Raw genomic sequence first — 14,658 nt, 5'->3', positions numbered from 1 at the left:
TTATGAAAAAGATATTATCATTAATGGGTATGGCCTTGCTGATGGCAAGTTGTACCGACGATTATAAAGATTGGGCAGAGCCGTTCAGCAATGCACCCGAGGATCCGTATAGCATCAGCTTTACCGCCTCGCCTGCAAGTCCTATCGACTTTGCTACTGTCAGTGGCGATAAGGTGCTGCTGTTCAACTCAACAATCGAAGGTCCTGAGGGTGCTGCAGCTACTGAGTATGAAGTAGTACTGAGCGACGAGTCTGGCGAAAATCAGACACCGGTTGAGGTAGACGCCGAAGGCTATGCTAATGTCGAGGAGCTCGAGGCTGCAGTTTATGGTCTTTACGGTCGCCGTCCTGTTGCTCGTACCATTCCTATGGAGGTTGGTGTTGCTATCAATGTCAAGGGTGCTTCTATTGTTAAGATCTCTAGCACAACATTAACTGCTACTCCTAATGCTCCAGAGATTGAGGAGGCTTATTACATCACAGGTACACCTAATAGTTGGAATAACAGCGATACATCGCTCGAGCTTACTAATGGTGGTGGCGATGTTTACGAGAATCCTGTTTTCAAGGTGCTGATTCCTGCTACTGGAAGCGATATTAGCTTCAAAGTAACACCTAAGTCGGGTCTCGGTGGCGACTGGAGTAAGTGTCTCACTGCATCTGATACCGAGGGTAAGTTTGCTACAAATAATGCAGGCGCCGACTTGAAGATTCCTCATGTTGAAGGAGCTAAATTTTATCGCGTAGAGTTTAATATGCTCGACCAGACCTGGAAGTACGATGCTCTGAACTTCAATACTTACATCTGGCAGGCTGGTAATGGCAACGGATGGGGTAGCCCTGCTTCTCCACTCTATAGCCCTGCTGGCGATGGTAAGTACACTGGCTTTATGTATTTGGATGGTGAGTTCAAGTTCCGTAGCGGCGAGGACAACTGGAATGCTCCTGATTGGGGAAAAGGCGCTAGCGAGGGAACTTTGGCCGAGCAGGCTGGTAACCTGAGTGCTGATGCTGGTTATTACAAGGTAGAAGTAGACCTGGGTGCTCTTACCTATAAGCTCACACCGATTACAACTATCGGAATTGTAGGTCCTGCTCAGGCTGGTGGCTGGGATGCCGACACCGACATGACTTACAATAAGGAGACTGGCGCTTGGGAAGCTACTGTAGAGTTGGCTGCTGATGAGATGAAGTTCCGTGCTAACGATGGTTGGGACATCAACTGGGGTGGCACAGAGAACAATCTTACTCAGGGTGGTAACAACATCAAGGTTGCTACTGCTGGTAAGTACTTTATCCAGCTCTTCGCTTACTGCGATAGCAAGGCTACCTTTAAGATGACTAAGCAATAATCTTCGTGCAACCGTTTGCACAATATAACTTGCATAAAATGAGCCGCTTGGGGAATAACCAAGCGGCTTTTTTCATATCTTTGCAGCAAAATCAATAATACAGATAACTAAAAGGCATATGAGAAGATTTTACTCATCATTGATATTTTGTTTCGTTGTTCTTACAGCGATGGCGCAGGGCTGGCCCAAGGATTATAGCGGTGTAATGCTACAGGGGTTCTACTGGGATAGCTATAACGACTCGCAGTGGACACGTTTGGAGAAGCAGGCCGATGACCTTTCGAAGGTGTTCGACCTGGTTTGGATTCCACAGAGTGGTTACTGTGGCGGTCAGTCGATGGGATACGACGATTTGTACTGGTTCAATAACTATAACAGCTCGTTTGGAACAGAAGAAGACCTGCGTAAAATGATTGCGACGTTTAAAGAGAAGGGTATCGGAACGATAGCCGACGTTGTTATCAATCATCGCAAGAATGTAAGCACTTGGGTTGACTTTCCTAAAGAAACCTACAAAGGTGAGACTTACGAGATGTTTTCGACTGATATCTGTGCTGATGACGATGATGGAGCCACTAAGACTTGGGCTGATAAAAACAAGTACAGTCTGAGTGCTAATAATGATACAGGCGAAGGCTGGGGTGGTATGCGTGATTTGGATCACAAGAGTACCAACGTGCAGCGCATTGTAAAGGCTTATCTGAAGATGCTGTTGGAGGATTTTGGTTATACTGGTTTCCGCTACGATATGGTTAAGGGCTATTCTGGTTCGTACACAAAACTATATAATGAAGATAGCAAACCCCAATTCTCGGTAGGTGAATGTTGGGATGGTACTGCCACTATCCGTAATTGGATAGACGCCACACAGAAGACAAGTGCTGCCTTTGATTTCCAATTCCGCTATACCGTTCGCAATGCTGCCAATGCTAGCGATTGGACTAAGTTGGGACAGCAGAATGATGGAAATTATCCGTTAATAAGTAAGAACTATGAGGATGCCAGCTATAGCCGGTATGCTGTAACATTCGTAGAGAATCACGATACCGAGAAGCGTGCTAATGCCGCTCAGGATCCTATAAAAAAAGATACCTTGGCTGCCAATGCCTATATGTTGGCTATGCCTGGCACACCTTGTGTGTTCCTGACGCATTGGAAGGCCTATAAGCAGGAGATTGCCAATATGATTACTGTACGTAAGGCTGTTGGCATTACCAACACGAGTGCTTATGCGAATATGGCTTCTAATAAAGACTATTATGCCGTGCAGACAACAGGTACAAAAGGTAAGCTGCTTGTTGTAGTGGGCACTGGAGCTGCTAATTACACTCCCCCCACAAACGGAAATTGGAAAAAAGCGATTAGCGGTTATCATTATGTATATTATGTGAGCGATCTTGATCCTGCAACTATTGTTTATCCAGAGATCAATACCGAGGAAGAGAAAGATGGTGAATACGCTGGAGTTCCTGCTTTCTGTACCATGGAAGAGGGTGAGCGCTGTGCTTTCTTCGAGGCACCTATCTCATGGGGCAGTCAGATATTCGTATGGGCTTGGATGAACAATGGTAAGGGTGAGGATTACCTCGGCACCAACTGGCCTGGTGTTTCTGCCACTAAATTGGGTACTGCCGATAATGGTAACAGCGTTTGGAAGTGGACTGTAACAGGTTCAGTAAATCCCGATAACATTATTTTTAGTGGTGGTGGTATGCAGACAGGTAATATGAATTATACCAACGGCGGCTACTACTTTGGTAAAGACGGGTTGAAAGCCACCGTAACAGCCACGGCTATACGTCATATCGATATGACGGGTCAGCCTGCCGAGCATGCCGTCTTCGATCTTCAAGGCCGGCAGGTAGGAACCACCAAGAGTTCGCTGAAACCTGGGGTTTACATTATTAATAAGCAGAAGTTCATAGTGAGATAGTTAGTTAGTATTTGAGAAACGTGCGGACGGCAAACCAACAGTGTAGTAGCAAGGTTTGCACGCGTCCGTAATGATGCTCCATCACTCGGTATCGCTCCATGAGCGATTCGCGGTGGTGGAGTGTTGTTTGTCCCTCTTGGGTGTAGTTGGCCACTATCATGTGCAGGTTCAGTAGGGGCACATTCTCCTTGGCAGCTGCTTTCATCACTCGGATACACCAGTCAACATCGGCCGAGTAGCGGTACTGCATATCATAAGGTGTGGCAATGGCGAAATCGGCGCGGGCATAAAAAGCCTGATGGCATACCAGCATGCCCTGGCGGAACGATTTCCACGTAAGGTGTTTGGGTGGTGCCAGTCGGCGGTGGTGCAGGAAATGCCCCTCGCCATCCACAATGTCGGTGTCGCCGTACGCAACTGCTGGCAGTTGCGAGGTGTTGGGTGATGGGTGGTTGGTGTTGGTTATTGCCAGCGCTATACGGGTGGCGATATCTGGTGCGGGCAGGAAATCGCCGGCATTCAGAAAACATACGTAATCGCCTGTGAGGCATCTCAGACCTTTGTTCATAGCATCGTAGATACCCTTGTCGGGCTCCGATGTTACTTGAATCTGATGGCCGTTTTCGGCTGCATTCGATTGGGTAATGTAGTCGTTTACCATTTTCAGCGTGTCATCCGTCGATGCACCATCAATAATCAGGTGCTCGATGTTGGGATAATCCTGCTCAAGCACACTGTCGAGTGTACGTTTCAGCACCTTGGCTGCATTATAGGTAATGGTAACGTATGTAATTCGTATCTCACTCATATTATAATTCAATCTTACAGTTCTGTCCGTCTTTCTTAACGATGTAGGCGGGATTACCGACGACGGTGCAGTTGTCGGGTACGTTCTTGGATACCACGGCGCCGGCACCGATGGTTACATGGTTGCCGATGGTGATGCCGCCAAAAACGGTGGCGCCGGTAAATATCTTCACGTTATCACCGATGATGGGGCGCTGCATCTTGCCGTCGTTGCCTAATGTCACCAGCTGTAGACAATAGAAATTGCTACCAATACGCTCGGCATTCAGGTAGGTGGCGTAGTTGTGCTCAAAGTGGGCGCCAGGTCCGATGCTTGGGCACCAGATGTGGAGCGTAGGATCGGGGGGAAGCATCCATTTGATGAATACCGATACATACTCGCCCAAGCGGTAATAAAACAGGTTGCGGAACACACGCTGTCGGGTGCATACTTTGATAAAGGCACCAATGCCACAGCCATCGGCAGAGTACTTCTCTAAATCGGGAGCTATCTTGCTGCGATTCGCCATATATAATATAATATGTGGAATCATGCGCAGGGTTGAGGCCGATAGTATCACGGCTTGAGTCAATGGATTCATATCTTGTAATGCTTGTAGGCCATAGCCTGATTATACACTTCGATATATCTCGAGGCCACACTGCGCTGTGAGTAGCTCATGTTAACCTGATGTACGGCTTGCTGAGAGAGTTGTGCATAGTCGGTATTGCTAAGCACCCAGTTGATACCTGTAGCCAGATCGTCGGCATCGCGGAAACGGGCCACATAGCCATTCTTCTGATGGTCGATCATCTCTGGAATGCCGCCTACTCTGAATCCTACGCAGGGCACACCGCAGGCCATGGCTTCCATAATGGTGTTAGGCAGATTGTCCTCAAGCGATGGCAGCGCAAACACATCGGCAGCATTGTAAACATCTACAATGCGTTTCTCGTCGTTTACATAGCCTAACGGATAAACGGGCAGTGCCAACTGGGGAGCTACATCCTCCGCGTGTCCGCCTAAGATGGCTATCACCGTGTTCTCGCGTGCTTCTGGATGCTGTTCTGCTAAGCGGTTGATGGCATCGGTAAAGTAGGCCATGCCCTTGCGGTCGTCGGTAACACGTTGCGATACAAACAGTATGATGCGCTTATCGGTTGGCAGCTCCAAACGCTGACGGGCCTGCTGCTTATCTTCGGGGTGATAGATATGCGTGTCGATGGGGTTGGGCACGCTGCAGATATGCTGTCCCTGTAGCAGGGCACTTTTCTTGGCCTCGCCTTCTAACCACTTGCTGCAAGCCACAAACGATATGTGGTGCTCGCTCAGTAATTTCTGCTTTTGGTTCCAGATGGCGGTCGAAAGGTCGTTCGCCGAGCCGCCACCAGGCAACAGCTGGCATTGCTTGCAGGCCGTTTTAAAGTAGCCACAGCCACGGGTGTAATGACAGATACCGGTGGCTGGCCAGATATCGTGCATGGTCCATACCACAGGTTTGCCGCTACGCAGAATCTTACGGATGCTGCTGAGCGACAGCATGCCCTGATTAATCCAGTGCAGATGGATGATATCAGCCTCTTGGAATTCGCGCATGTTGGTGATGTCGGTTCCTGCATTGGCGATGTCGATCTCAAACAGGTGCTGCTTGCTGAAGTGCAGATGGAAGAACACCACCAGTCGCTCCCATAGGAAATGCCAGCGCTTCATAGGCGACTTAGGGAGTTGGGCAACCGTCAGGGTATCCGATTCCTTATCGCGTACCAGCATCTTGGCTTTTACACCACTATTATTAAGAGCCTTCATCAAGCGGTTGGCTGCTACAGCAGCCCCGCCTGTACGCTCGCTTGTATTTACTATGAGTATTTTCATGGGGACAAAGGTACAATAAGTTTTTGTTAAAACCAAGTGAAAATACGTAAATATATGTTGTGTCCGTGCACAAGACTTGATATAAATCAAGATTAACGTGTAATTATACACTTAAAACGCAGAAAAACTTGTGAGATTCGAAAAAACGTCGTACCTTTGCACCCGTCAAAAGGTTAATAGATTAGATTGTTTTAGGTTAGTAGTAATATTTATAGTTTTAGGTTTTTAGTTATTGGTAAAAGAAAGTTTTCAACAGTGGGATAACTGGAGGTCGCTGTGAAGCTCCCTTTTAAACTTTCAAATTTTTGGCCCTTGTGGGCTGAAAATTTCTTTTTTATACGAAAAGGATTTTTAGTTAAACATAGGCTTTTGTGATGCCACAGCTCGTGAGGGTTGTGGCATCACTCTTTTTATGCCTTTTCAATCAGCACCACAGCATAAGCCGAGATACCTTCTTCGCGACCGGTAAAGCCCAGTTTCTCGGTAGTGGTAGCTTTGATAGAGATATCATCTTCGTCGCAGCCAATCACCTGGGCCATGCAGGCTTTCATTTCGGGGATGTGTGGGTTCATCTTTGGGCGCTCGGCGCAGATAGTGGCATCAATGTTCACCAGCTTATAACCTTTGGTAGCTATCAGCTCGATGGTCTTCTTCAAGATAACCTTACTGTCCATACCGTCGGTAAACTCAGCGGTATCGGGGAAGTGGTAGCCGATATCACGCATGTTGGCAGCGCCCAGCAGCGCATCGCACACGGCATGCAGCAGCACGTCGGCATCGCTGTGACCTAACAATCCCTTACTATGTTCTAACTTAATGCCGCCCATCCAAAGGTCGCGGCCTTCTACTAACTGATGGACATCAAAGCCCATACCAACTCTAATCTTCATATTCTAAATATTTAATGTTTAATCTTTAATCTTTAATGTTTAATCTTTAATCTTTCGCTCGAGCTATGCTCGCTTGCTACCGAAGGGACGCAAGAATGTTCAATGTCTGAACAGGTCCTTTATTCCGTCCATATCAAATGTCAGCGAGAAACGCAGTGTCTGGTCGAGTGGGTTGCTGCGTGCTGTTGATATCACGTAGCCCACATCCAGCGAAAACACGTTCATCTTAAAGCCGCCACCCACGGTAAAATATTTCAGGTTACCTTTCGACTCGGCCTGATGGTGGTAGCCGGCACGCAGCGAAAACTGATCGTGGTACACGTACTCGGCACCTACGCTCCATTGTATCTCCTTCAACTCTTCGCTCAGTCCGCCCGGGGCATCGCCAAAACTCTTGAAGATACCGCTGATGGCACTAATGTCGCTATACTCGCGGCGCACGCGGTCCTGGTAGTCGCTGTTCGATTCGCCCTCTTCTTGTCGGGGCACGGTGGGCACCAGCAGTTTGTTGGCGTCGGCGGCTATCGAAAAGCGGTTGTACTCGTCGATGGGCACCATGAGCGAGGCACCAAGGCGCAGGTTGGCGGGCAGGAACTGACTCTCATCGTCGCCGTAGTAACTAATCTTACTACCTATGTTCGACATGTTCAATCCAATGCCCAACTGGCACTCTCTGCTGCCCAGCATCACGTAGTTGTTATAGTACATCGCCAGGTCGGCAGCAAAGGCCGAGGCGGGTTTCGAGTCTTCGCTGTAGTCGTAGCGCAGGTCGCTGTATATCCAACGGATAGCGGCAGCCAACGAGAACTTCTCGCTCAGCATCATCGAATAAGCCACATCAAACGACATCTCGTAGGGTTTAACTGTCATGCCATCGTTGGCAAACACCTCGCCAAGCGAGAAATAGCGCAGCGAACCGCTGATGGCCGAATAGTCGCCAATGCGGTAGTAGCCTGCCAGATAGGCCAGGTCGATATCGTTTACCAACTGGCGCAGCCATGGGGTATAGTTCAGGGCGATACCTGCACGACTGATACAGAAGGGGTATTTGGCGGGGTTCCAATACTGTGAGTTCACGTCGGGATCAGTAGCCGCACCCACATCACCCATACCGGCGCCACGGGCATCGGGGGCAATCGTCTGCGATATCACGGCATGCTCTACGGGGTTGAACATCGCGTTCTTCTCGTCCTGCGCCGAAGCAGAGAAAAGTGAATAGTGAATAGTGAATAGTGTCACCATCACCCACCTTAGTATACGTCCTTTATCTTCCATATTCTTCAATTTTTCAATGTTCAATCTTTAATGTTTAATCTTTAATGTTTAATGTTTAATCAATAGTTTGATGGTTTGGCTATCGCCATCGTTCAGGGTTAGGCGGCACAGGTACAGACCTGTGTGTAGTCGGCTGCCGCCTGCTACGTTCAGGTTCCAGTCTATCGTAACGGTGTCGTTAGTTGCCATTACAGTATTGGTCTGTCGCCAAAGCTGTCTGCCGCCCAAGTCAAACACATCCAGTGTTACCTTCAGTTCGCTGCCAGGACGGTCGTGGGTAATCACAAACTGGGTGTTGGTGCTGGCTGGGTTCTGTGTGCAGGTAACGTTGAATTCGCCTGAACCCGCATCCTCGCTCACCTCGAATAGCAGTTCAGTGGTGGTCGAGTTGTTCAGAATGTCCCAAGCTCTGAACAGCAGCTTGTGGGTGCCGATGCTCAGTTGGGGTATGCTAAAGCCGATGCTACCGCTGCGGTAGTCACCAAAGTCGTACTCAAAATAGTTGTTCAAGTTATAGGTCTTGTTGATGTCGCCGTCGATAATCAGCTCCAGGTCGTGACCGATGCTGCTGCCCGATGCGTTGATACCGCTGTCGTCGTAGAGTTCGGCTATAAAGTAAGGCGTGGTGTTTACCTTGCCGCCGTTCTTAAAGTTTTTCGAGTTCAGGTAGCAGTAAACCGACGGGCCAATGGAATCTGTCAGTGCTGTGCTACTGCCTATCAACTCAAAGCTCTCGTTCTCGCCGTGGGCCGAGCGCGTCTTATCGGCATTAATGGCGTAGAGCGTCATCAAGCCGCTACCGTCGGTATAACTGATATCCTTGGGGATAGCGAAAGTGAAGTGGAAAACACCTTCGGTGACGTTCTCCGATCCGCGGTACAGGTAGTTGGTGCGGTCCTGATACACAAAAGCTTTGTCGGCTCCAGTGCTCGATCGGTCGTTCAATCGGCATGTGATGGTTTCTTCGGCGTCACGTACCGACAGGGTCACGATACCGTTAAAGTCAGTGTCGGTCTCGTTGTTCAGTTCTACATGACCGGTTATTTTTACGATCGAACCTGCTGCCAGTTTAATGCCCTGGGTAGCAGGCATACCGTTAATACTATCTACCACCATTTTTTGTCGGGGCGTGTTCAGCTGTAGGGCTGGGTCGCCTAACAGGGTGTATTGCAGTTTGTTGCAGGTCAGGTCGCTGCTTTTCTCTACCAGTTCGCATTTGGCCAGGCGTACGGCCTCACCGATAGCCATGCCTGGGGTAAGCACATGCTTGGTAAAGGCCAGGTTCATCACCTCGTTATAGGTGGCATATACGGTGCGGGTGGTGCCAAAAAAGGCTATGCCGCCGCCTTTACTGTTCAGCATCACGGTCTCGCCGATATTCTCTTCCTGTCCGTCGAAGGGCATGATGTCGCACGAGGCTGTCATCCACAGTGGCAGGTAGTTGCTCTGCTGACTTTCAAAGTCGGTTAGCTTCATCACCAGCTCATGACTCATAGCATAAGCGGCACCATGTCCGCAGTAGTTCATCATCAGCGCACCGTTCTGCAGTTGCTGTTTAATCAGTCGGGTTACATCAGGGTAGCTATAGCCCGTGCTCGACGAGGTGCGCTGGTAGGCATCCCAGTAAATCTTATCTACATTGTAGTTGGGGTAGGTGCTCTCTATCATCGTGGCCACCTTGTCGGCAGTCTTCATGTGCGAGTTGTCGTTGCCGTCGTCGCCCATCATGCATATCTCGTTCTGCCATGGGCCGGCATACTCGTTCTGGGCGTAACTGATAATCTTATCCACCAGTGTCTTCGCCTCGTCTGGGGTGCGGGCAGGCAGACGACCAACAGCTACATCGGGCTTGCCGGCATAGGTGGTGCTGTTGCCGTTGGTGGTTTGTATCACCTCCTCGTCATCCAACAGACAGAAGAAATCGTCGCTGACGTAGCAGTTTACCTGACTGAACGAGTTCTCGCTCTCGTAGCACAGCAGATAGTCGTCGGTATTGTAGCCGCTCCACTCGCTGGTGCGCATACGGTTGTCCCAAGCGCCATCACCAAACAGCAGCAGGTAGCGCGGCTTATCGTTTGGTGTGGTGGCACGGTCGTACAGCATTTTCAGATAGCGTCGGTAGGCAGTGGCATCGGGGGTGCCGCTGCTGAACTCGTTATACAGCTCGGCGGCAGGTACGATGGTTACACGCTGTCCGTCGTGCTGTTCGTGGTGGGCTTTCAGACGTTCGGCCTGTGCCAACAGGTGTTGACTGGTGGGGATGATAATCACCATATCGGTGGCGGCATCGGCATGGTGATCCTGATTGGTGATGCGATACACGTAGGTGGGCTCGCCGATGGTGATGGGCGCAGGCTCTGCGTGCTGCAGGTCGATGTAGTCCAGTCGCAGGTTGCCGCCAGCGGTCTGGGTAATGCTGATGGTGTTCTCGGTCTTCAGGTTCTGCAGGTCGTACTGCCACAGCTGTTCGTCGGCTTTGGTATAGCTGTCTAATGTGATTTTCTTACTGATGGTGGCTATCACCGAATTGTTTACGCTGATGGTAGCCTCGTAGTCGGCATCGGCTGTAAGGGCTATGCCTATACGCCCTGTGCTGCCTGTGGCCTTCAGCTTGTAAGTCTGGGGTGTGCCGATGGTGTAGAGTGTTTTATCAAACAGGTTGCGCCCGCCGTGGTACCAGGCATAGTTATCCACCTCGTACAGCTGGTGGTAATCATGGTTGGCGGGGTAGTGCTGGCCAACTAAGGTGGCGCTGTCGGTAGTCAGCGGATCACCCTCACTCTCGGTCAGGAAATAATAGCCGTAATCAGCATAAGGGTTACGCGTGCGCGCAAGCGATTCCTTATTATACCAGTTAACCGGCCCCACGCCATAGAATATCCGCTTACCGTTCATGGTGCAGGTGGGCAGCTCTTTCAGGTCGTCGGTAGCCGTCAGGTAATCGCCTGTCAGGCGTTCGGGTTGCAGCGCGCCGCCATAGCCGTATATTTTTACTTTACTGGCATCGCTAAACCCTGCTTTTCTAACCAATTCGTCTGTTAGTTCGTAAAAACCACTCTCGGCAACGCTGATTTTTGCCCAGTTACCCTCGCGGAGCACCGAGTGTTCCGCATACCGCCCTTGTGCCTTGGCTGTGGTGCCTAAGGCTATCATGAGCAGCACTGAAAGTAACGTGCTGATGGTCTTCACTATATGTATTAACGTAAAGAGCTGTGTTTTATTGCGTTACTTGCAATGAAAGTCAAGCACTTTTCGTTCTTCAAGCCAACCTTCCAGGTGGTCGTTAATCTTTACGGGACCCACGCCAGCGGGTGTGCCGGTGTAGAGTATGTCGCCTGTCTTCAGGGTAAAGAACTGCGATATGTAGGCAATAATCTCATCTATCTTATACAGCATATCGCTGGTGCAACCCTCCTGAACGGTCTGTCCGTTCATATCCAGATGGAAGTGCAGGGCCTGCAGATCCATGAACTTCTCCTTGGGCACCCATTCGCCGATGGCAGCCGAACCGTCGAACCCTTTACAGATGGTCCAGGGCTGTCCGGCTTCGCTGGCCTTGCGCTGCAGGTCGCGAGCTGTAAAGTCGATACCTACGGTCACGGCATCGTAGTAGCGATGGGCAAAACGCTCGGGGATGTTCTTGCCTAAACGACAGATACGCACCACCACCTCGGTCTCGTAATCGATACGCCCCAGGTGGTCGGGGATAAAGAATGGCTTACCCTGATTCAGTATCGCCGAATCGGCCTTCGTAAATATCACAGGCTCATCAGGGCGCTTCAGCGTCCCATGTAACTCCTGGTTATGTGCGGCATAGTTCATGCCAATAGCAAATATCTTCATATGGCTGCAAAGATAGTGTAAATTCAGTGAATATCCAAATAAAACGCAACTTTTTCGACTTTAATGCTTATTTGGTCCATATATATAAAAGAGGTGAAAATTGGGACGAAACAATAAAAGTGTTAAAAAACGATAAATAATAGTCAAAAGGTTTGTGTATATCTAAAACTTTACTTATATTTGCCAAAAAGTTTAGAGCAATCTAAGACAATTTGGAATGTATGAGAAAATCTAATCATCATAAAAGAAAATTCCTTTAGATAGGTACGCGTCTCTTCCGAACGCGTACATTATTTACCAATAATAAAAAAAACATATAGTTTGTTTAAGATAGATATTCTTTTAATTTATTAACTTAAAACTTTAAAGCTTATGAAAAAGAACAATTTTAAGAGCCTGATGCAGGCAGCTGTTCTGATCTGCACTCCTCTGGTAATTGCAAGTTGTGACGATGTGTTTGGCGACGTTGACAATCCCATTCCATCGCACTTAACTGTTAGTCAGGCTGCTGTTAACCTTGAGTTGCATGCTGCTCATCCTGAGAAGGCAACCTTTATCCGTAAGGGTATTGCTGCTACCGGTGCACAGCTTGTGTACTCTTCATCTGATGAGAAGGTGGCTACCGTTGATGCTAATGGTAAGATTACAGGTGTTGGCGAAGGTGAGTGTCAGATTATCGTTAAGGCCACAGGTTTGGATAGTAACGGTAAGCAGACTTATCAGGAGGCTGAAGAGAGCTTCACTGTAAAGGTTAAGGACTATCGCGCTCGTATTGCTCTGACTGATGAGGCTAAACCAGCAATTCTCAATGTTGCTGATGTTGTAGCTGCCCCAGCTACCCCAGCTACCACCGTTGATCTGACTGAGGTTCTGGATGTATGGCCTGCATTGGGTACTGATGGCTTGAACATTACTTATACTACGGTTCCTAATAAAAAGGGTGATCCCACAACAGTTGATCCTAATGGTATTATTTCTTCAACAGCAGGCGGAAAAATTACTCTTAGTGGCAATACTGGTATGGCAAAAGTTATCGCAAAGATTGCTGCAAAAACTGATGTACCTGATGGCTTCGAGATAACTTCATTCAGTGATCAGTTGGAGACTGATACATTTGTTGTAGAGGTAAAGCCAGGTGTTGCTTACATTGCTGGTTATAAAGCTGATGGTTCTGAAATCCGTGAGACCTTGTTCAAGGATTATGCTGGCCAGAAGTATACCGATCTGAGTGACAAGCTGATGAATGCAGGAAAGACTGCTTTCTTAACAACTGATGTAACTCTTGATGCTGGTTGGTATTATGTTGATCGTAATTTAGCTGGTTTTAATAATAATATTCGAGTTAAGGGCGATGTTAATATCATCCTGAATAATGCTTTTACTTTTAGCACATCAAAGGACGTTATGGATGAAAGTGCAGCGCAGAATTATAAGCTGAATTTCTTTGCACAGAAAAAGACTGGTGTAACACCTGCAACCGGTGCTGCCACATTCGCAAACATTAAGGAGTTCAAAGAGGTTAATATTTGTGGAGTTAATATAAGTGCTCCTGCTAACGCTGTTGAAAATGTTAACATTATTAATGGTTCAATCAAGAATTTGGTTGGTACAGGTACTGGAAATGTTAATATTACTGATGGTACTGCTTGGAATGTTGAAAAATTTGCAGCTCTTACCCTCACTAAGGTCGCTTCAACAGGTACTCCAGATGTAGATGATGTGACTAATGTTGGAACTGTTACCATTTCAGAAGGTACAAGTGCAGACGATTTGAAGGGCATTACAACTCTAGCTATTACCAAGGCTTCTGTAGGCGCTATCGGTGCTGCAGGTGCTGCGAATAAGGTTGGAACTCTTACAATCGATAATGCTACTTCTATAGGTGTTTTGACAAATATTGGAACAGCTGTCATTAGTGAAACTCCTATTGATGATATGGCTACCATTACGGATCTTACACTTAAAAAGGTTAAGACAACTGCTGCAAGAACGTTGACTGAGATTGGATCTGTTACCATTAACAAGACTGATGGAACAGTTAACTTTAAAGGAATCGAGACAAATGCTCTGAATATTAGTGATGGAACTATTGTTGTCGGCACAAGTAGTCCTACAACCGATGCCGTCGGTCAAATTGTAGGGTTTACTGCAACCGCAGAACAAGACACTAAGGTTAAAATGACTGGTGGTGATCTGAAAGTTTATGGTCCTGCTGGTACTGTATTTGCTGTTAAGGGTGATGTTGAGGTTTCTGGTGGTAAGTTCTATGCAGAAAGCCCAGATCATCACGCAGTAAGCGGTGCTTTGGTTGGCACATTCGAAGGCAGTACTGATGGTACAAACTATACCGCGATTACTGGTCCTGAGAGACCTAAGTACATCAGAAACAAGAAGTCTGAGTAATATCACAATTTAGGTTAAACAAATAAATTAGTTTAGTCAAAAATTAGATGACCCGGCCCCGCTACCGCTCCACACAGGTAGCGGGGCTTTATAAAACCCTACATCTAGCGAGATGTACGTTTGGCTAGATCAGGATATCTACTTATATAGTTCAATTAAACCTCGCTCCCCGCTACCACACTCCACACAGGTAACGGGGGGCTTTTCAAATTCACTGAATTTGCACACCAAATACACTGAATTTGATGACCAAATTCACTGAATTTGTTTTCTAACCCCATACTAAACACCTTCTACTATCAT

The 14,658-nt window shown here is 48.0% G+C and carries 10 protein-coding genes; 3 read left to right on the top strand and 7 right to left on the bottom strand.

Annotated elements, in window-relative coordinates; all coding sequences use genetic code 11:
• Positions 1-2 precede the first annotated feature (2 nt).
• Positions 3-1,352, top strand: coding sequence for an Outer membrane protein SusF domain-containing protein (locus tag BLR73_RS06565; protein ID WP_091860366.1), 1,350 nt, complete (start codon positions 3-5; stop codon positions 1,350-1,352).
• 118 nt (positions 1,353-1,470) lie between these two features.
• Positions 1,471-3,285: an alpha-amylase family glycosyl hydrolase gene (locus BLR73_RS06560; RefSeq protein ID WP_091860363.1), complete on the top strand. Its 1,815-nt coding sequence runs from the start codon at positions 1,471-1,473 to the stop codon at positions 3,283-3,285.
• Positions 3,286-3,289: 4 nt separating this feature from the next.
• Here BLR73_RS06560 and BLR73_RS06555 read toward each other — a convergent pair whose 3' ends face one another.
• From BLR73_RS06555 to BLR73_RS06525, 7 genes are all read right to left on the bottom strand, one after another.
• The gene (locus BLR73_RS06555) at positions 3,290-4,093 is read right to left on the bottom strand and encodes a glycosyltransferase family 2 protein (protein WP_091860360.1); all 804 of its coding nucleotides are present in this window, start codon (positions 4,091-4,093) and stop codon (positions 3,290-3,292) included.
• 1 nt (position 4,094) lies between these two features.
• Positions 4,095-4,673: an LbetaH domain-containing protein gene (locus BLR73_RS06550; protein ID WP_091860357.1), complete on the bottom strand. Its 579-nt coding sequence runs from the start codon at positions 4,671-4,673 to the stop codon at positions 4,095-4,097.
• Positions 4,670-5,944, bottom strand: coding sequence for a glycosyltransferase family 4 protein (locus BLR73_RS06545; RefSeq protein WP_091860354.1), 1,275 nt, complete (start codon positions 5,942-5,944; stop codon positions 4,670-4,672). The genes BLR73_RS06550 and BLR73_RS06545 overlap by 4 nt, the downstream gene beginning before the upstream one ends.
• A 410-nt stretch (positions 5,945-6,354) precedes the next feature.
• A complete protein-coding gene (ispF, locus tag BLR73_RS06540) occupies positions 6,355-6,834 on the bottom strand; it encodes a 2-C-methyl-D-erythritol 2,4-cyclodiphosphate synthase (protein WP_028906791.1) in 480 nt (159 codons plus the stop codon).
• Positions 6,835-6,933: 99 nt separating this feature from the next.
• Positions 6,934-8,076, bottom strand: coding sequence for a type IX secretion system outer membrane channel protein PorV (gene porV, locus BLR73_RS06535; protein ID WP_091861247.1), 1,143 nt, complete (start codon positions 8,074-8,076; stop codon positions 6,934-6,936).
• An 81-nt stretch (positions 8,077-8,157) separates the two neighbouring features.
• The gene (gene porU, locus BLR73_RS06530; RefSeq protein WP_091860351.1) at positions 8,158-11,298 is read right to left on the bottom strand and encodes a type IX secretion system sortase PorU; all 3,141 of its coding nucleotides are present in this window, start codon (positions 11,296-11,298) and stop codon (positions 8,158-8,160) included.
• Positions 11,299-11,334: 36 nt separating this feature from the next.
• Positions 11,335-11,952 carry a fumarylacetoacetate hydrolase family protein gene (locus BLR73_RS06525; protein WP_013063311.1) on the bottom strand — a complete coding sequence of 206 codons (618 nt, stop codon included), beginning with the start codon at positions 11,950-11,952 and terminating at the stop codon, positions 11,335-11,337.
• A 372-nt stretch (positions 11,953-12,324) separates the two neighbouring features.
• On the opposite strand from BLR73_RS06525, the gene BLR73_RS06520 reads away from it, so the two are divergent.
• On the top strand, positions 12,325-14,355 hold the full coding sequence (locus BLR73_RS06520) for an Ig-like domain-containing protein (RefSeq protein ID WP_091860348.1): 2,031 nt from the start codon (positions 12,325-12,327) through the stop codon (positions 14,353-14,355).
• Positions 14,356-14,658: the final 303 nt, after the last annotated feature.

This window comes from Prevotella sp. khp1 (assembly GCF_900102205.1).
GTDB classification, from domain to species: domain Bacteria; phylum Bacteroidota; class Bacteroidia; order Bacteroidales; family Bacteroidaceae; genus Prevotella; species Prevotella ruminicola.
Note: the sequence above shows the minus strand (reverse complement) of the source record. Positions and strands in the feature narration are given on the sequence as shown.